This is a genomic window from Sphaerisporangium sp. NPDC051017 (assembly GCF_040683095.1).
GTDB lineage: Bacteria > Actinomycetota > Actinomycetes > Streptosporangiales > Streptosporangiaceae > Sphaerisporangium.
The window spans coordinates 116,711-133,563 of the sequence record NZ_JBFBCI010000001.1 but is presented as its reverse complement, the minus strand read 5'-3'; the positions used below and the strand labels follow the sequence as shown (position 1 = coordinate 133,563).

Genomic DNA, 16,853 nt, shown 5'->3' with positions numbered 1-16,853 from the left:
CGGAACCGTCGTTCCGGTGACAGGGGAAAGGAAGCACCGTGCATCACACCTTCGCCGTGGGGGCAGGCGATCCGGATGCGCTGAGCCGGGTCGTTCCACCGCGGCCCACCCGTCACGGACCCGTCGCGAACCGAGGACGGCCCGCTCGGGCCGCCACCAGGGGGCGACCCGCTCCAGGCCGGGGTCACTGAGATCGATGACGCGTTGTCCGGGCATCCCATCGCCGCCTCCAGACGGCGACATCTGGAAATCTCTTCACAAGAGGTGATCGATACCGTGGTTCCGCCTACCACCGCGATCGCGGACGTACTTCAGTTGCGAGGGCTCACCGGGTGGCTCAGCCCGCCGCTGCGTCCCATACACCGATCGCTCGGCCTGCTGGGCAGGGCCCGCACCGTACGACTCGCGCCGGGGCCGGGGGACGAGGGCCTGGAGCCCCTGCACCGCATGATGGACGAGGATCTCGAGGACAGGGTGATCGTGGTCGCGGGCGCGGAGGCGGCGGCCGGGGCGGTGTGGGGCGAGATCCTCACCCGCGCCGCGCTCGCCCGGGGCGCGACGGGCCTGCTGGTCGAGGGCGGCGTCCGGGACGTGAACGCCTTCCGCGACCTCGGCCTGCCGGTGTGGGCGCTGTACGAGGCGACGGCCGGGCCCGGCCCGGACGTCCACGTGGCGTCCGTCGGCGGCCCGGTGGAGATCGCCGGTGTGGTGGTGGACGAGGGCACGTGCATCGTCATGGACGGCGCCGGTGTGGTGGCGCTGCCCTCGACGGACGTGTTCCCCGATTCCTACATGTACGCCGACGCCGAGGAGGACGTGGTCAGGGCGCTGCGCGACGGCGCCACACTGGCCGAGGCCAACCGCTACAAGGAGGACGTGGTCCGCACTTTGCGGGGCGGGTCCTCCCTGGACACCCCGCCTTCCATGGACCCGGCCGAGGTCCGCGCCCGAGACCACGGCGACTACGGCTCGTACGGAGGTCACCGGCCCTACCAGGGCTACGGGGACTATGGAGACTATGGGGACTACGAGGGCATCATCGGCGAGTTGCGCCGACTGTAGCCGCCGCCCTGCCGCGCCGGGTGGGTCGTAGCCGATCGATCCTCTGCCGCCGTGCCGGTCGGGCTCCGGCACGGCGGTGGCGAAGGCCCGTACGCGGGGCCCCCGCCGTCATGGTCGGCGTCAGCGCTTGAACGCGTCCTTGACGTTCTTGGCCGCGTCCTTCACGCGCTCTCCGGCCTGCTTGGCCTTGCCCTTGGCCTCGTCGGCCTCGCCCCGCGCGCGCATCTCGTCGTCGCCGGTGACGTCGCCCGTCGCCTTCTTGGCCTTGCCCTTGATCTGCTCGGCCTTGTTGGCCATCTTGTCTTCGGTGCCCATGAACTGCCCCCTTGGTTGTGTGGGACCATCCCGTACTTGCCCTCTCCGGTGGGCGAGGAGGCAAAACGCCGCAGGGGTGTCACGCTCCCCCAAGTCATGACATGGGCGAATAAAGCCCCTGTGGTCGCGGGAGTCCCCACGAGGGTCTCGCCGTCACGGCCGAATCCGGTGATACTGATCACAAGTGAACAGATGACCCGTGCGTCCCCCGAAACGAGGAAGTCTGGATGAGCTCTCTCCGGCGGCGCCCGGCCGTGTTCGCGCTCATCGTCGTCGGCGCGTTCGTGGTGCTCCTCGCGGCCATGTGGTTCGGAGGAGGCTGGCCGCAGCCCGAGATCCCCGGCCTGCCCTCCCCGGGACTCCTCACCTCCCTCGGCATCCCGCTCGTCCGGCTGGTCCACGACGCCTGCGCCGTGGTGACGGTGGGAATGCTGCTCGCGGCCGTGGCCCTCGCCACCGACGCCGACGCCAAGCGGGCGATCACCCGCACCGCCGGCCAGTGGGCGCTCGCGTGGGCCGCCACGGCGGTGATCAATCAGGTCCTGACCTTGTCCGACCTGCTCGGACTGCCGGTCGGCGAGGCGCTGGAGTCCGGCTTCCTGCTGACCTTCAGCACGGAGGTGCCGCAGGGCGAGGCGTTCCTGCTGGTGACGCTGATCACCCTGCTGATCGCCGCGGCCACCACCCTCTCGCTCGGCCCTGCCGGACGGGCCGCGCTGCTCGCGCTCGCCGTCTTCGCCGTCCTGCCCCCCGCCTACGTCGGCCACTCGGCCTCGGCCGCCGACCACAACCTCGCCGTCTCCAGCCTGATGCTGCACATCGGCGGGGTCACGCTATGGGTGGGCGGCCTGTTCGGGCTGGTCACGGCCCTGCGCCGCTCCAAGGACCTCCTCCTGGTCGTGCGGCGGTTCAGCGCGCTCGCGCTGTGCTGCTACATCGCGGTCGGCTTCTCGGGCGCGGTGAACGCCTGGATCCGCATCGGCGGCCTCGCCGAGCTCTGGCAGTCCCGCTACGGCCTGCTGGTGCTCGGCAAGCTCGTCGCGCTCGTCGCGCTCGGCTGGTTCGGCCTGCGCCACCGCCGCCGCACGATCACGGCCCTGGAGACGGGCGCGATCTCCCGGCCGTTCCTGCGCCTGGCCATCGCCGAGGTCGGCGTGATGGCGCTGACGATCGGGCTCGCCGTCGCCCTGTCGCGCACGCCGCCCCCGCGCGCGGGCAGCGCCCACTCCTCCCACGAGCTGCTCGGTTACACCCTCCGGCCGTTCACGGCCGGCCGTCTGATCATCGAGACCCGCCCCGACCCGATCGCGATCCTCGCCGTGCTCGGCCTGGCCGCCGCCTACCTCCTCGGCGTGCGGCGCTGGACCGCCGCCGGAGGCACCTGGCCGGTGGGCCGCACGGTCGTCGCGCTCGCGGGCCTGGCCGTCCTGCTGTACGCGACGGCGGGCGGCGTGGCCGCCTACGGCCCGGCGGTCTTCTCCCTGCACGCCCTGCAGTACGCCCTGGTGGGCACGCTGGTCCCCGCGCTGATCGCCCTGTCGGCGCCGCTCGTGCCGCTCCGCGAGGTGTGGACGCCGCTGCGGCGGGCGTCCGAGAGCGGCGCGGCACAGCGGCTCAGTCACCCGTGGGTCGCCCTCGGCCTGTACGCCGGGCCCTACCTGATCTTCTACGCGGTGGGCCTGTTCGAGCCCGCCCAGTCGAGCCTCGCCGTGCGCCTGGCCGTCTGGACCGTCCTGCTGCTGACCGGCACGTGGTTCTTCTGCGTCGTGCTCGGCCTCGACCCGCTGCCGAGGGCCATCGGCGCGGGCACGCGCATGCTGACGCTCGCGGTCGCGCTGGTCGTGCAGGCGTGGATGGCCGTGGTCTTCCTCGCCGGGCCGGTCCTGGGGCAGGACTGGTACGACCAGCTCAAGCTGGCCTGGGCCCCCGACCGGGCCTCCGACCAGGTCCTCGGTGCCCTGCTCGGTCCCGCGCTCGCCGCCGCGACGATGGTGGTCCTGCTGGGCGTGATGGCGGTCCGGCGGCGCGGCGCCCCGCGGCGGATGTCGGCGGACGCCGCGCCCTCGTCGGCCGCCGCCGCGCGACAGTAACGCAGGGTTGCGTGAGCGAACACGTACAGTGACGATATGGCGCCGCCACCGTTGCCGGGACCGCTGGCCGATCTCGCCCCGCTCCTCGACCGCTACGGCTACCTCGCCGTCGGCGCGCTCGTCTTCCTGGAGGACTTCGGCATCCCCGTGCCGGGGGAGACCGTGCTGATCGCCGCCTCGGTCTACGCGGGGGTCGGTCGGCTCGACATCGTGGCCGTCGCCGCGGTCGCGTTCCTCGCCGCCGTCCTCGGGGACAACCTGGGCTACCTCATCGGCCGCACCGGAGGCCGGGCGCTGGTGACCCGCTACGGCCGGTACGTCTTCCTCACCCCGGAGCGGTTCCAGGCCGCGGAGGCGTTCTTCGAGCGCCGCGGCGCCCCGATCATCGTCGTCGCGCGGTTCATCGACGGGCTGCGCCAGGTGAACGGCCTGGTCGCGGGCACCACGGGCATGCCGTGGCACCGCTTCCTCCTCTACAACGTCATCGGGGCGGTGCTGTGGGCCGGGACGTGGGCGGGCATCGGATACGCGGCCGGGTTCCACATCACCGCGATCTACCGGGAGTTCTCCCAATACCAGACGTACTTCCTGATCGCCATCGGGGTCGTCGTCGTGGCGCTCATCGCCCGCCACCTACTCCGCCGCCGCGCCCGCAGGCGCACGACCCCGCACTGACACGGCAATGATGAACTGGCCCCCATGAGCGAGTCGACGCTCGGCGTCGGACGGTCGACGCTATACCGGGCTCTCGAAGCAGCCGATGCGCGTTGGCTCGCCCCACGTGCCTTGGTTGAGATGCCGTAGCCTTGCGGTGCATCCATCTGGGCGATCGTGACCTGTGTGCCTCAGCTCTGCCGCGGTATCCGGTCCGATGATATTAGGCGCCTAGCCAGCCGTTGTGCGGGAGCTTCTACGAAACGCCACGTCAGCGCACTAAGCCCGAGCAGCAGTGCCACCACGCACGCCAGAGCCGCTACGCGCAGGCTTAAAGGTACGACCAGCGGCTCCGGCCAGAACCACTCGACGCTTTCCAACAGCAGAGGGTGGAGGAGATAAATCGAGTAGCTGACCAGCCCCAGCCATGCGAGTACGCGTGGCATCCTTCGGCGCCGCAGCGCCATCCCCGCGATGAAGGTGAGCCAAGCGGCGGCTGTGGCCATCTGTGTGCCGAACTCATCACGTGCCAGCCAGATCCCAGCCAGCGGGACCAGAGCCACCCATCCCACTTGTTTCCAGGAGAGGTCTCGCTGCTCTGCTCGATACAGCGCCGTACCGGCGAACATGGTGGCGAGGATCAGCAATCCTTGCCACGGCCCGGGATAGCTCTGGTTGACCGCCAGGAGTATCAGCACGGTGAGCCCAATGACGATCGCGCCTGCTTGCCGCAGTGCGCCCGAGCCCTTGATGGCAACGGCCAAGCCCGCTGCTATCAGTGCGGTCACTACCAGGGTGACAGTAAACATCCGACCAGACCCGCCAGCCGATAACAGGGTGACCGGCAGGGTTCCCGCACCCAACACGGCCGCTGCGGTAAAGCCGAGTGAGCTGGCGGTGCTTCCTCGGTTGATACCGAGCGTGAACATCGCCGTCAGCAGGAGGTAGAAGGCCATCTCATAGGACAGCGTCCAGAGGACGTTGATCAAGTTGGGCATGTACAGCAGGTTCTGCAGCATCGTCAGATGGCCTAGGGCCAGGGAGACCGGCCGGGACTTCCACCAGACGTGAAGCCCGTCCCAGCCCAGTACCGCGTGCAGAGCCATGGCTGCCACAGCCACTCCAAACAGTGGATACAGCCGGAAGAAACGGGAAATCCAGAACGCTCGCAAGCTGGCTCGCCGCTCTAAGGACGCTGGCACGATGTACCCGCTGACCAAGAAGAACACCATAACCCCGTACCAGCCGGGTTCGAAGGCCGTTTTCACTGGTAGCCGCACTTCGGGTAACAACGGCTGGAGGGCGTGCTCAAAGACCACTGTCAGGGCGGCGATACCGCGTAGGGCGTCGAGCCATGCCAGGCGTTTCCTAGCTCGCTGCGGTACTTCCTGAGTTGTAAGCATCCGACTCATGCTAGCGGTCAACGACAGCACCTATAGATCTGCGGGAGGGAACACCTACAGCCGACACAGGAAAACGCCAGCATCTGTTAATGTTCTGTGATAGGATGTACGGCTCGCCTGTGGTGAGATGGTGGTCTGGTGCGAACAGCGACCCGTGCCTGATGCGTAACTGCTCGCGGCCGGCGCCCTTCTCTGACAGCACTTCAGGGGCCGGGCTTTTGATATGGGCGTTGCAAGTGTTCGTAGGCAAGAAACACTAGCTGTTTGCGGCGAAATTGCCAGGGAATTGGTGAGGAGCCAGGATGTGACACACCTGGCTCCCCGGCTCCCCGTACTAGGAACGCTTTCTAGCTCAGACGTAAGCGCCGCTCACCGCGACTGCGCCCAGGCCCGAGGGGCACTCGGCCTTGGCGTACTCGTAGCCGGTGGCACTGCGCTTGATGCTGCCGTCGCCACACGCGACGGTGACCCGCACGTCCCGGCCGCTGCCCACACAGTTCAGATGACCCCGGCCGTGACCCGCAACGAAGTCGGTCCATGCGCTGCAACCGGGCGGGACAGCCTGGATGGAGAAGGTCTGGTTGGGGGAGACCGGGTCCGAGGTGAGGACCTGGGCGGAGGCAGGGGAAGCCGCAGCGGCCCAAACCGCGACAACGGCCCCCGCTGCACCGACGGCGAGGCGCGTGAGAATAGACAAGCCAAATTCTTTCGACGATGAGGGATTAACCCCCGAGTTGGGATCGCGCTCGACTTTGGTGCTGAAGATGCATTCCAAATTCGGGCCGCGATCAATCGGAACACTCATCACCTTGCCTCGCCGCATATCTGCCGTATAGATCTTGACTGGCGCACTACAGCCAGTTAAGAGGAAATGTAGTCGTGCTGATGCAGTTTGTAATCCTTCCAGCTCGGGGGCGAAAACGATTTGAAGAAAAGTGGATGTCTCAAGTTGTCAATGTGACAATCGTCACGGTGATTCCAGCCGAGAATCCCCCCTTGTGGGTGCATGGCGCACTCTAAAAGGACAGCCTGAATTACGTGATCTGGTGGGCCATGCAGTCGACCTTGGTGTTGACGGGGTGACCGTTAGTTGAAACCCATGCCAATACGGCTTGAGCCCTGCTTCATTAAGGTCGGCCCGGTGAGGGGCGCGGGATGTCCTGAGGGATGCCAGCACCTGTCAGGCGGCGTGCGTGTTGCGCTGCGCTATGGAGACCGAGCGGACTTGGCCGCCACTCGGATCGGTGCGACGATGGGCAAGGTGGCTCCGCGTAGACCGCCGTCACGGTACGTGTTCTCATAAAGGTTCGGTTGTGAGAGTTCTGCGAGAGCCCTCCCGGCTGGTGCGTTCATGCAGGTCGCCGTTCGCAGAACTCCTCTCAAGGTGCGAGCGCCGCCGGAGCGGCGCCCCTGGTGCCGCTGGTCACGGTCGGCGCGGCGGTCGCGGCGCTCGGGTCGCTGCTCGCGCTGCTGCTCGGCGTCTCGCGGACGGTCCTGGCGATGGCCAGGGACGGGCATCTGCCGCGCGTCCTGGACGCCGTGCATCCGCGCACCGGTGTGCCGCACCACGCTGAGACGGCGGTCGGCGCGGTGGTGGCGGTGGTCGCCGCGGTCGCCGACGTGCGGGGCGCGATCGGCTTCTCGTCGTTCGGGGTGCTCGTGTACTACGCGATCGCCAACGCCTCGGCCCTGACGCTGCCCGCCGCCGAGGGCCGGCCTCCCCGGGTGGTGCCCGTAGCAGGGCTGGCCGGTTGCCTGCTGCTCGCCTTCAGCCTGCCGCTCACCTCCACGCTGGCCGGCGGCGCGGTGCTGGCCGTCGGTCTGGTGGTGTGGGCCGTACGCCGGACGCTCGGGCGGCGCTGACGCGACGTTGGTCTGCTCCTGGCTTAGCCAAGCTAGGCCAGAAGGGAGTTGTAGGCGACCGAGTGCTGCTGCCCGGACATAAAGGACAGGAACTGCCTGACGAAAGCGCTGCGCGAGTAGCTGTCGCCTCTGCCGGTCAGATCGCGGTGGAAGGCCGTACGGAACAACGTCTGATACTCCTGGGCGTCGATCGTCTGGTCGTCGTCGACGTCGGTGACATCGAACAGCACGTCGGCGATCTTGACCAGTTCGGAGCTGGGCAGAGAGGCGGCCGAGGCGGCGTATTCCTGGCGCGTGACGCGTCCGTCGCCGTCGGTGTCGAGATTGGTTCGCAACTCCCGCCACCAGGCGGCGTAGGCGTTGTAAAGCCGCTCCTCGTCCTGTTCGTCCAGGTCGAGCCGAGTGGCGATCTCTCTGGCCATAGCGGCCAGGTCGGGCCAGGCGAGGTGGCCGTCCCCGGTCTGGTCGAGGACCTCGGCGAAGAACCGGTCAGCCGAGCGTGTGGCTTGATCGACCTCGTCGGGAGCGGGGGTGATGAGTCTGAGCATGGCCGCGGCCTGGCCGGCCTTGCGGCGTACGTTCTCCCACGGTCCGGAATCACCGGAGTGGTCGGGATCCAACAGGCTCATGAACGAGCCGACACGCACCCAGCTGTTCGGAAGCAGGCGGGTGGCGAATCCGGTGGTCAGGTAGGCCCCGTGCATGAGCGCCCGCGCCCCTGGGAGGTCGGGCAGGGCGACACGTCGGCAGAAGGATTCCGGCAGCGACGCGATGGTGACCGCGGCGGCCACAGGGCCTGCCACGGCCCGGCCCGCGGCCCACACCGCGGGATGGCCGCGCAGCAGGGGTGGCGCGGGCACATTGGCGAAGAGCTGGTAGAGGATCACGCGCACCGCCTCGGTGCCCTCTATGCGATGGTCGATCATGTCGTCGTAGTAGGGCCAGAACTCCCGCAACGTCGCAGGGAGCCGGTCGCTGTTGCCCTCGATCAGGGCCAGGACCGTCCGGAACTCGGTGTAGAGCTGTTCCATCGCGGGCCCGTCGAGCGACTCACCACTCAGCCGATACATCGTCACCGCCGACTCGAACAGGGTCGCCACCACCCAGGCGCGCGCTTCTGCGTCCATCGCGTCGTAGTGGCGGCCGTGCGGGTCGGTGCCCGAGATGCGGGCGTGCAGGCGGTTGAGGCGAGCCGCCTCCCGGCTGCGAACGTGCCGGTCCGGGTCGAGCATCCGCTGCGTGCTCACCACGGTGTTGCGCAGACGCCGCCACGGATGCGTCACGAACGTCGAGTTGCTGATCAACGCCGCGCCGATCTGCGGGTGCGCGGCTTCCAGAACCGTGGCGCGGGTCACCGCAAGGCCCCAGCGTGCCTCGTTGACGAGGCGGCGCAGCATCGAGTCCGGCCCGAAGACGTCGACGGTCTCCTCTGCGGTGGTCTGGTTCATCGAAGTCCCTCTCCCGTGGTGGCGGTCGGCCGGCGGACATCGCCGAATCGGCGCTGGCGCCGCCGGTAGGCGTCGAGGCATTCCCAGAGGTGGGTCGCGCGAAAGTCGGGCCACAGCACCTGCGGGAAGACCCATTCGGCGTAGGCCACTTGCCAGAGCATGAAGTTGGAGATCCGTTGCTCTCCGGAGGTACGAATGACCAGGTCCACATCCGGCGTGTCGGAGTATGGGAGATGCCGGGCGAAGGTGGCCTCGGTGACCTGCTCGGCGGGTACGGCGGCGCGGATCAGCGAGCGGGCGGCTTCCACGATGTCGCGACGTCCTCCGTGATCGAAGGCGATCGTCAGCGTCATTCGCCTGTTGTCACTGGTGAGCGTCATCAGATCGGTGATGTCCTGAGCCAGCGGTGGTGGGATCCGCGGATCGGCCATGCCCAGGAACCTGCACCGGACTCCTCGCGCGTGCAACGCCGGTGCATGCTTGCGGATGGTCCGGCGCACGAGCCTCATCAGGATGTCGACCTCGCCCGCCGGCCTCTGCCAGTTCTCGGTGGAGAAGGCGTACAGGCTCAGCCACTTGATGCCGGCCGAGCGTGCCGCCTCGATCGTGTCGATCACGGCGGCCTCTGCCGCCTCGTGGCCCGCGGTGCGCGGCAGCGATCGCCGCGCGGCCCACCGCCCGTTCCCATCCATCACACAAGCCACGTGACGCGGCAATCCGCTGATAATCTCCATAGCTAATCGTGACTGTAGCATTACCAAGAGTATTGCCGAGTCCGTAACCGCCAGATGGCGGCGGAGCCTCGGGTGCCCTGTTGGGCAGGATCACCCCGCGATCGGCAGGGCCGGCGCCACGACGACGCCCAAGAGTGGGTCCGGCCGAGGTGCGGCCAGAAGCTCGCCGGCCCCCGAAGACCTTGCCGGGGTCGGCTCAGAAGAGCCAGTCGAGCAGGCCGCCTCGCTTCTTGGTCGGGGTCGGATCGGGCTGCGGCGCCTCGGTGGTGGGCGGCGGCGGAGGAGGCGTGGGGGACGCCGACTTGGTCGGCTCGGGCTCGTCGGACTCCTGCGGATCCGGGTCCTGCGGCTCTGCGGTGCCTCGCGGCCGCTGCGGGTCCTGCGTCTGCTCGCGGGTGCGCGTGGGGGACGGCTTCGTCGTCGGCGGGTGGGTGACCCGCGCCGGTGCCGTCGTCTGCGGGGCCTGAGGGGTCTCGCTCGGCGAGGCCGTGGTCTCCTCCGGCGTCGGGGTCGGCTCCTCGGTGGGGGCGGCGGTCGCGGGGTCCGGGGTGGGCTCGGCCGTCGGGCTGTCGCTCAGCGCGGGCAGCGGGTCGCCCGCCGGGGTGGCGCACGTGGACGGCGGCGCGCACGCCGCCTGCGGCGTGGAGCCGACCGAGGAGGAGACGATCCACCCGCCGGAGACGGCGAGGACGACGATCGCGACCATGGCGAGGATGAGCCGCCGGTTCTGGCCGCCCTTCTCCTCTTCGTCGGGGTCGTCGTCGCCCGCCCACCCCGCGCCGAGGAAGCCCGTGCGGGGCTCGGAGTCGGGGTCGTGCTCGGTGCGGTCGGGGCCCCAGCCGTCGTCGTCCGGGCGCGCGTAGCCTTCCGGCCGGTCATAATCCTTGGCGCTGTCGTAGCCGTCGTAGGCGCGCTCGCCCGTCTCCGGCCCGTCGCCGCGCCCGTGGTCGTCCGCCGCGTAGGACCCGGTGGTCTCGTAGCCGGAGCCTTCGAAGGCGGCGCCATCGTAGCCGGTGCGGTCGTAGCCGGTGCGGTCGTGGCCGGCGGCCTGCTCACGGTCGGGCGCGTCGTCCCCGGGCACGTGGGAGGCTTCGTGGCCGGGAGTCCAGCCGTCGGACAGGACGTCGCCCGCCGCGGGCTCCGGCTCGCCGGTCCGCGCGACGCCCAGGGGACCGGTCTGCTTCAGAGGATCCTCGTCGTGGGATCTCGGGGTGCCGTCGCGGTCCATACCGAGCCTCTCTGGTCTACATTTCGGCCGCGCATCTTCTTAGCAGCTCCGACAGCGCGGTGTCCGGAAACTTCACAGATCTTCCCACGAATCGCAACCTTTTCATGACTCCCTCCTGACACGTCCGTCAGCCTCGGGACCACGGGAAACGGGACCTGACCGGCGGAACCTGCGAAGCTTGATCCCGGTCCCCGAACGCAATGGAGCCGCCGTGTTCGACGAAGATCGTCCCGGTCGCGTGCTGGCCGGGCTGCGCGAGTTCTACGACGCCCGCCCGGCCGCGACCCCCGGCCCCGGCGCCGAGACGGCGCTGGCCCTGTTCCACGACGTGGCCGCGACCGTCCCCGCCTACGGGAGCTTCCTGCGCGGCCACGGGATCGACCCGGCCGCCGTCCGCACCGTCGAGGACTTCGCGCGCCTGCCTCTGCTGGACAAGGAGTCCTACCACCGCCGCCACCCGCTGCCGCAGTTGTGCCGGCACGGGCGGCTGGACGCCTGCGACATGGTCGCGGTCTCCTCCGGCTCGTCCGGCTCGCCGACCGTCTGGCCGAGGTCCGTCCTCGACGAGCGGCACGTCGCCGCCCGTTTCGAGCAGGTCTTCCGCGACGGCTTCCACGCCGCCGAGCGCACCACCCTCGCCGTCATCTGTTTCGCGCTCGGCAACTGGGTGGGCGGCATGTACACCGCCGCCTGCTGCCGCCACCTCGCCGCCAAGGGCTACCCGATCACCGTCGCCACGCCCGGCAACGACCTGGACGAGATCCTGCGCGTCGTCGGCGAGCTCGGGCCGCACTTCGACCAGGTCGTGCTGCTCGGCTACCCGCCCTTCGTCAAGAACGTCGTGGACGCCGGGCTCGCCCGGGGCGTCGACTGGCCCGCGTACGGCATCCGCCTCGTGCTTGCCGGCGAGGTGTTCAGCGAGCAGTGGCGCGACCTCGTCGGCCGCCGGGCGGGCATGACCGACCCCTGCCACGACTCGGCGTCGCTCTACGGCACCGCCGACGCGGGCGTGCTCGGAAACGAGACGCCGCTCAGCGTCCGCGTGCGCCGGTTCCTGGCCGGGCGTCCCGACGCGGCGCGCGAGCTGTTCGGCGACTCGCGGCTGCCCACCCTCGTGCAGTACGACCCGGTGAGCCGCTACTTCGAGGCGCGGGACGGCACGCTGCTGTTCACCGGCGACAACGGTGTCCCGCTGATCCGGTACCACATCGCCGACGAGGGCGGCATCGTGTCGTTCGCCGCGATGCTGGAGTTCTGCCGCAAGTACGACTTCGACCCCACCGAGGGGCACTGCGGGCGGGACGCGGCGGTGTCCGAGCTGCCCTTCGTGTACGTCTTCGGGCGCTCGCTGTTCACCGTGTCGTTCTTCGGGGCGAACGTCTACCCGGAGAACGTCACCGTCGGCCTGGAACGGGCCGACATCGGCGAGAAGGTCACCGGCAAGTTCGTACTGCTGGCCGAGGAGGACGCCGACCGCGACCGGCGCCTGTCGGTCGTCGTCGAGCTGGCGCCCGGCGTCCGGCCGGATCCGGCCCTCGTCCCGGTGATCGCCGAGTCGATCAGGAGCGAGCTCCTGCGGCTCAACAGCGAGTTCGCCCACTACGTCCCGCCGGACTACCAGACGCCGTCGGTGGTGCTGCGCGAGACCGGAGACCCGGAGTTCTTCCCTCCCGGGGTCAAGCACCGCTACACCCGCCCGGCCGGAACCAATTAAGCCCAGGAAATTCAGGTACGAGTCCGACATGCGGCCCGTCTGTGGGGTGAGTTTTGGATTTCTTTGAGCTTTCCGGCCCGCAGAGTGGGCAGTTCACGACCGGATCGTCACCAGCGGCGTGCCCGCGTGCGCGCGGGGCGCTCCGTCGGCGGGCCGGTATACCACCAGCCCCCGCGGCGTCGTACTTTAGGGGTTAGATGGTCACCATGCGTAGGAACGCGCAGGTGGCGGGCAGGGTCGAACGTCCCGCCGCGAGACGTCGTAAGACCCTGCCGGGTCGCTCGTCCGTAGCCGACGCTGGATGAAGATTCCCTGACAGGGAGGTGCACTATGCGATCCTTGGCCAGGTGGACGACGCGGTGTGTTCGCCGTTATCGGTTCGACCACAACCCGCTGCGCCGGCGATCTGATCGGATCGAGGCCGTCGCGGTTCTCATCACCCTGCTGGCCCTGGTGCTCAGCCTGTGGCCCGCCCTCGTGGCCGCCGGCGCCGTGTACCAGCGAGGCCTGATGTCCGAGCGTGTGGAGCCGGGCCTGCGCCAGCCCGTGACGGCCGTCCTGCTGGAGGACGCCCACAGCACGAGCCCCGTCTCCTCCCAGGGAGCCGTGCTCGGGGTCAAGGCCAAGGCCCGCTGGATCCTGCCCGACGGAAGCGCCCGCGAGGGCGTGATCTCGGTGCCCCCGCACGCCAGGGCGGGCTCCTCGCTGGAGATGTACGTCGACGGTTCGGGCAAGCCCACGGCCGCTCCGCGCACGCACGCGCAGACGGTCGCGGACGCCACCGTCGCGGGCTTCGGCGTCGTCGCCGGGGCCGGGGGGCTGCTGTTCCTGAACCTCTCGCTCGTGCGCTGGATGCTGGACCGCCGCCGCTACGTCGAGTGGGAGAACGAGTGGAACGCCGTCCACGACCGCTGGCGGCGTCCGAGGCAGCCGTGAGCGACACGTCCCGGTACGGCCGGGAAGCGACGCCCTCGGGGTAGCAGCCGGGCCGCGGGGAGGAGGCACCATGAGTGGACACGTCACCGTGGGCGTCGACGGCTCGTCCGCCTCGATGGCCGCCGTCCGCTGGGCCGCCGACGACGCGCTGCGCCGCGCCGCCGGGCTGCGGCTCGTCCACGTCAGCGAGCCCTGGGCGTACATCCAGCCGCTGGCCGCGCCGCCCGGCTTCGAGGACTCCCTGGCCGAGGCGTCCCGTGCGCTGCTCGCGCGGGCGGCCGTGGTGGCGCGTGAGCGCGTCCCGGGCCTGGAGGTCGAGCCGGTGTCCCGGGTGGGCGACGTCCGCACCGAACTGCTGCGCCAGGCGTGCGACGCCGAGACCCTGGTCGTGGGCCGCAGGGGGCACGGCGGGTTCCTCCAACTGGTGCTCGGCTCGGTGTCCATGGGCGTGGCCGGGCACGCCGCCTGCCCGGTGATCGTGGTCCCGCATCCGGACGACGGGACTGAGCCCGAGGAGGCGCCCGAGGAATACGGCGAGATCGTCGTCGGGCAGGACGGGGCGCCGGAGTCGGAGCCCGCGCTCCAGTACGCGTTCGAGGAGGCCGTGCGGCGCCGATGCCGGCTGCGCGCCGTCTACGCGTGGCAGGAGTCCGTCTTCCTGCCCATGATCGCCAGCTACACCCCCGACCTGGAACGGCTGTACGACCTCGGGCAGCGGGCCGCCAGGGAGCAGCTCCTGCCGTGGGAGGAGAAGTACCCACAGGTCGAGGTGCAGGAGTCGATGCTCCAGGCGCATCCGATCGAGGCGCTGTCGCTGGCGTCGGCAACGGCGGACCTGGTCGTCGTCGGGTCGCGAGGCAGGGGCGCGCTCGGCTCGGCCCTCCTCGGGTCCGTCGGCCACGGCGTGCTCCACCACGCGCGGTGTCCCGTCGCCGTCGTCCGGGTCTGCCGGGCTCCCGGCGACGACGCTGACGCCTTGCGGGGGGACGAGCGGAAGGAGGGCCAGGGCACATGAAACAGAGCCTGCGCCTCGGCCGCGTCGCGGGCATCCCCGTGGGAGCCCACTGGTCCACGCTGCTGATCGTGCTCCTGATCGGGGGAGTGCTGGCGAGCACGGTGCTGCCGCAGGCGATCCCCGGCCAGCCCCCGGCCCGCTACTGGGTGGTCGCCGCCTTCACCGCGCTCCTGTTCCTGGCCTCCCTGCTGGCGCACGAGCTGGCGCACGCCCTCGTCGCCCGCCGCAGGGGCGTGCCGGTCAGCTCGATCACCTTGTGGCTGCTCGGCGGGGTCACCGAGTTCGCCGGGGAGTCCAGGACGCCGAGGGACGAGTTCCGTATCGCCGTGGCCGGGCCGCTGGTCAGCCTGATCCTGGGCGGCGTGTTCCTCCTCGGCGCCACGCTGCTCGCCGGTCCCGCGCTGATCGTGGCCGCCGTCCGCTGGCTGGCGCTGATGAACGGCGTGCTGGCCGTCTTCAACATGTTCCCCGGGGCGCCCCTGGACGGCGGGCGGGTGCTGCACGCCGCCCTGTGGCACCGGAGCGGGGACCGGGCGCGCGCCGACCGGGCGGCCTCCCGGGCCGGGCAGGGCCTCGGCATGGGGCTGATCGCCGTCGGAGCCGCGCAGCTCGTCCTCGACGCCTGGACGGGCGGCCTGTGGATGATGCTGATCGGCTGGTTCCTCGTCAGCGCCGCCCGGGGTGAGGGCATGATCAGGGCCGCGCAGCAGGGGCTCGAGGGGTGGCGGGTCCGCGACGTGATGACGCCGTCGCCGGACGTGGCCCCCTCCTGGCAGGACGTCGACGACTTCATCGCCACCACCGCGCTGCGCTCCCGCCAGAGCGTGTTCCCCGTGGTCGACTTCGCCGGGGGGTCGGCGGGGGTGCTCACGCTGCAGGCCCTCACGCAGGTCCCTCCCGAGCGGCGGCACGACCTGCGGGTCGCCATGCTGGCGCGCCCGCTGACGCCCGAGCACCTGATGTCCCCGGACGACGACGCCGGGCGCATCCTGGAGCGGTCCGCGTCCTCAGGCGAGCTGATGGCCGTGGTCACCGAGGCGGGGCACGTCGTGGGCATGGTCACCAAGGCGGACTTCACCCGCGCCCTCCAGCAGGCCGTGCTGCGGATGATGACCGGTCCCGAGCGCACGCCGGACGCGCGGCCCGGCCAGCAGGGCGAGGCCCTGCCCGACGGTCCCGGCGGCTGAGGCCCGTCCCGCGGTGGGACATGTTCTCAGCCGCTCGGGGTCACCCGTCGCGGAAGCGGAGCAGCAGCATCGCCGCGTCGTCGTGCAGGGGAGCGTCGACGTGGTGGACCAGGTCGAGCCTGAGCGCCTCCAGCGCGGCCTCCGGGTCGTCGTCCTTGAGCAGGAACGCCCGATCGGCGAGGGGGTAGAACCGTCCGGCGCGGTCGCGCGCCTCGATCACCCCGTCGGTGTAGAGCAGGATCTGGTCTCCGGGGCCGAACGCGACCTGGTGGGGGTTCGGACCCTCGACCCCCAGGGAGGCGAGGCCCAGCGGCGGCGCGTTGTCCTCCGGCTCGGCCGGCGTGATCTTCCCGTCCGTGTGGATGATCAACGGCGGCGGGTGCCCATAGTTGAGCAGGGTCAGCTTCCCGGCCGGGTCGGCGTCCACGAGGATCGCGGTGACGAACTCCTCGCCGGACAGCCGCCGGTTGAGCGCCTTCTCCAGGCGGCCGCTGACGCCGCGCAGGTCCGGCTCGTCGTGGGCGGCCTCGCGGAACGCGCCGAGCACGAGCGCGGCGGTCTCGACGGCCTCCAGCCCCTTGCCCTGGACGTCGCCGACGATGGCGCGCACGCCGCCGGGGCCGGTCACGACCTCGTACAGGTCGCCGCCGATGCGGGCCTCGGCGTTGGCCGAGGTGTACGAGACGGCCGCCCGTAAATGGCCGGCGCGGCGGGGGACCGGCCTGAGCAGCACTCTCTGGGCGACCTCGGCCACCGAGCGGACGGTCGCCAGCTCGCGCTCGCGTCGCTGGCGGCCCACCGTGGCGAGGATGCTCGCCGCGGTCACGCCGGTGGTGCTGACCAGGCTCATGTTGCTCTGGCGGTCGCCGAGCAGGCCGTTGTACCACGCGAGCAGCAACGAGGTGATCAGCGCGACCACGCCGATCAGGACGGTGCGGCGCACGCCGCCGACCAGGCTGGCGAACGCGGGCCCGACGGCCAGCAGCGACAGATAGCCGAGGTCCGGGCCGGTCAGGACGTCGACCGCCGCGACGACGCCCAGGGACGCGAAGGGCAGCGCGCCCATGAGCCATTGCGTTGTGCGGTTCACCTCGGTCATCGGCACTCCACAGCCGTGACGGTCGGGGGGCGATTCGGGTCGCTCGTCACAGGGTGCCTCCGCGGGATTGGTCATTTCGGTCGAATGTCGACCAGACTTCCCGGT

General features: G+C 70.3%; 15 protein-coding genes. 8 read left to right on the top strand and 7 right to left on the bottom strand.

The genetic code is table 11. The annotated features are described in order from the left end of the window. Positions 1 to 276 precede the first annotated feature (276 nt). A complete protein-coding gene (locus tag AB0M95_RS00635) occupies positions 277 to 1,062 on the top strand; it encodes an RraA family protein (protein ID WP_363757789.1) in 786 nt (261 codons plus the stop codon). Positions 1,063 to 1,182: 120 nt separating this feature from the next. On the opposite strand, the gene AB0M95_RS00630 is transcribed toward AB0M95_RS00635, so the two are convergent. Continuing rightward, entirely contained in the window at positions 1,183 to 1,377 is a 195-nt protein-coding gene (locus tag AB0M95_RS00630; RefSeq protein WP_363757787.1) for a CsbD family protein, read from the bottom strand. A 227-nt stretch (positions 1,378 to 1,604) separates the two neighbouring features. On the opposite strand from AB0M95_RS00630, the gene AB0M95_RS00625 reads away from it, so the two are divergent. Continuing rightward, positions 1,605 to 3,467, top strand: a complete 1,863-nt coding sequence (locus tag AB0M95_RS00625; RefSeq protein WP_363757786.1) for a cytochrome c oxidase assembly protein — start codon at positions 1,605 to 1,607, stop codon at positions 3,465 to 3,467. Positions 3,468 to 3,503: 36 nt separating this feature from the next. Continuing rightward, positions 3,504 to 4,142: a DedA family protein gene (locus AB0M95_RS00620; protein WP_363757784.1), complete on the top strand. Its 639-nt coding sequence runs from the start codon at positions 3,504 to 3,506 to the stop codon at positions 4,140 to 4,142. Between the two features lie 170 nt (positions 4,143 to 4,312). Here AB0M95_RS00620 and AB0M95_RS00615 read toward each other — a convergent pair whose 3' ends face one another. Further along, on the bottom strand, positions 4,313 to 5,524 hold the full coding sequence (locus AB0M95_RS00615; protein ID WP_363757782.1) for an acyltransferase: 1,212 nt from the start codon (positions 5,522 to 5,524) through the stop codon (positions 4,313 to 4,315). A gap of 352 nt (positions 5,525 to 5,876) precedes the next feature. Continuing rightward, positions 5,877 to 6,347 carry a hypothetical protein gene (locus tag AB0M95_RS00610; RefSeq protein WP_363757780.1) on the bottom strand — a complete coding sequence of 157 codons (471 nt, stop codon included), beginning with the start codon at positions 6,345 to 6,347 and terminating at the stop codon, positions 5,877 to 5,879. A gap of 587 nt (positions 6,348 to 6,934) precedes the next feature. Between AB0M95_RS00610 and AB0M95_RS00605 the strand changes: the two genes are divergently transcribed. Further along, positions 6,935 to 7,387 carry an amino acid permease gene (locus AB0M95_RS00605; protein WP_363758397.1) on the top strand — a complete coding sequence of 151 codons (453 nt, stop codon included), beginning with the start codon at positions 6,935 to 6,937 and terminating at the stop codon, positions 7,385 to 7,387. A 32-nt stretch (positions 7,388 to 7,419) separates the two neighbouring features. On the opposite strand, the gene AB0M95_RS00600 is transcribed toward AB0M95_RS00605, so the two are convergent. The 3 genes from AB0M95_RS00600 to AB0M95_RS00590 form a co-directional block, all read right to left on the bottom strand. Further along, the gene (locus AB0M95_RS00600; protein WP_363757778.1) at positions 7,420 to 8,835 is read right to left on the bottom strand and encodes an oxygenase MpaB family protein; all 1,416 of its coding nucleotides are present in this window, start codon (positions 8,833 to 8,835) and stop codon (positions 7,420 to 7,422) included. Further along, positions 8,832 to 9,590 carry a polyprenyl diphosphate synthase gene (gene uppS / locus AB0M95_RS00595; RefSeq protein WP_363757776.1) on the bottom strand — a complete coding sequence of 253 codons (759 nt, stop codon included), beginning with the start codon at positions 9,588 to 9,590 and terminating at the stop codon, positions 8,832 to 8,834. The genes AB0M95_RS00600 and uppS overlap by 4 nt, the downstream gene beginning before the upstream one ends. A 175-nt stretch (positions 9,591 to 9,765) precedes the next feature. Then, positions 9,766 to 10,797, bottom strand: coding sequence for a hypothetical protein (locus AB0M95_RS00590; RefSeq protein ID WP_363757774.1), 1,032 nt, complete (start codon positions 10,795 to 10,797; stop codon positions 9,766 to 9,768). Between the two features lie 211 nt (positions 10,798 to 11,008). Here AB0M95_RS00590 and AB0M95_RS00585 point away from each other — a divergent pair, with 211 nt between their 5' ends. From AB0M95_RS00585 to AB0M95_RS00570, 4 genes are all read left to right on the top strand, one after another. Next, positions 11,009 to 12,511: a phenylacetate--CoA ligase family protein gene (locus AB0M95_RS00585; protein WP_363757772.1), complete on the top strand. Its 1,503-nt coding sequence runs from the start codon at positions 11,009 to 11,011 to the stop codon at positions 12,509 to 12,511. Positions 12,512 to 12,841: 330 nt separating this feature from the next. Continuing rightward, complete coding sequence (locus AB0M95_RS00580) at positions 12,842 to 13,447, top strand: hypothetical protein (RefSeq protein WP_363757770.1); 606 nt, start codon at positions 12,842 to 12,844, stop codon at positions 13,445 to 13,447. Positions 13,448 to 13,517: 70 nt separating this feature from the next. Continuing rightward, on the top strand, positions 13,518 to 14,462 hold the full coding sequence (locus AB0M95_RS00575; RefSeq protein ID WP_363757768.1) for a universal stress protein: 945 nt from the start codon (positions 13,518 to 13,520) through the stop codon (positions 14,460 to 14,462). Continuing rightward, the gene (locus tag AB0M95_RS00570) at positions 14,459 to 15,649 is read left to right on the top strand and encodes a site-2 protease family protein (protein ID WP_363757766.1); all 1,191 of its coding nucleotides are present in this window, start codon (positions 14,459 to 14,461) and stop codon (positions 15,647 to 15,649) included. The genes AB0M95_RS00575 and AB0M95_RS00570 overlap by 4 nt, the downstream gene beginning before the upstream one ends. Positions 15,650 to 15,689: 40 nt before the next feature. Here the strand turns inward: AB0M95_RS00570 and AB0M95_RS00565 are convergent, their stop codons facing one another. Next, the gene (locus tag AB0M95_RS00565) at positions 15,690 to 16,748 is read right to left on the bottom strand and encodes a PP2C family protein-serine/threonine phosphatase (RefSeq protein ID WP_363757764.1); all 1,059 of its coding nucleotides are present in this window, start codon (positions 16,746 to 16,748) and stop codon (positions 15,690 to 15,692) included. Between the last annotated feature and the right edge of the window lie 105 nt (positions 16,749 to 16,853).

Excerpts from the sequence above, each read along its gene's own strand:
- AB0M95_RS00625 (WP_363757786.1), top strand. The coding sequence starts at position 1,605 with ATGAGCTCTCTCCGGCGGCGCCCGGCCGTGTTCGCGCTCATCGTCGTC.
- AB0M95_RS00600 (WP_363757778.1), bottom strand. The coding sequence starts at position 8,835 with ATGAACCAGACCACCGCAGAGGAGACCGTCGACGTCTTCGGGCCGGAC.
- AB0M95_RS00570 (WP_363757766.1), top strand. The coding sequence starts at position 14,459 with ATGAAACAGAGCCTGCGCCTCGGCCGCGTCGCGGGCATCCCCGTGGGA.
- AB0M95_RS00580 (WP_363757770.1), top strand. The coding sequence starts at position 12,842 with ATGCGATCCTTGGCCAGGTGGACGACGCGGTGTGTTCGCCGTTATCGG.
- AB0M95_RS00590 (WP_363757774.1), bottom strand. The coding sequence starts at position 10,797 with ATGGACCGCGACGGCACCCCGAGATCCCACGACGAGGATCCTCTGAAG.
- AB0M95_RS00575 (WP_363757768.1), top strand. The coding sequence starts at position 13,518 with ATGAGTGGACACGTCACCGTGGGCGTCGACGGCTCGTCCGCCTCGATG.
- AB0M95_RS00610 (WP_363757780.1), bottom strand. The coding sequence starts at position 6,347 with ATGCGGCGAGGCAAGGTGATGAGTGTTCCGATTGATCGCGGCCCGAAT.
- AB0M95_RS00620 (WP_363757784.1), top strand. The coding sequence starts at position 3,504 with ATGGCGCCGCCACCGTTGCCGGGACCGCTGGCCGATCTCGCCCCGCTC.
- AB0M95_RS00630 (WP_363757787.1), bottom strand. The coding sequence starts at position 1,377 with ATGGGCACCGAAGACAAGATGGCCAACAAGGCCGAGCAGATCAAGGGC.
- AB0M95_RS00615 (WP_363757782.1), bottom strand. The coding sequence starts at position 5,524 with ATGCTTACAACTCAGGAAGTACCGCAGCGAGCTAGGAAACGCCTGGCA.
- uppS (WP_363757776.1), bottom strand. The coding sequence starts at position 9,590 with ATGCTACAGTCACGATTAGCTATGGAGATTATCAGCGGATTGCCGCGT.
- AB0M95_RS00565 (WP_363757764.1), bottom strand. The coding sequence starts at position 16,748 with ATGACCGAGGTGAACCGCACAACGCAATGGCTCATGGGCGCGCTGCCC.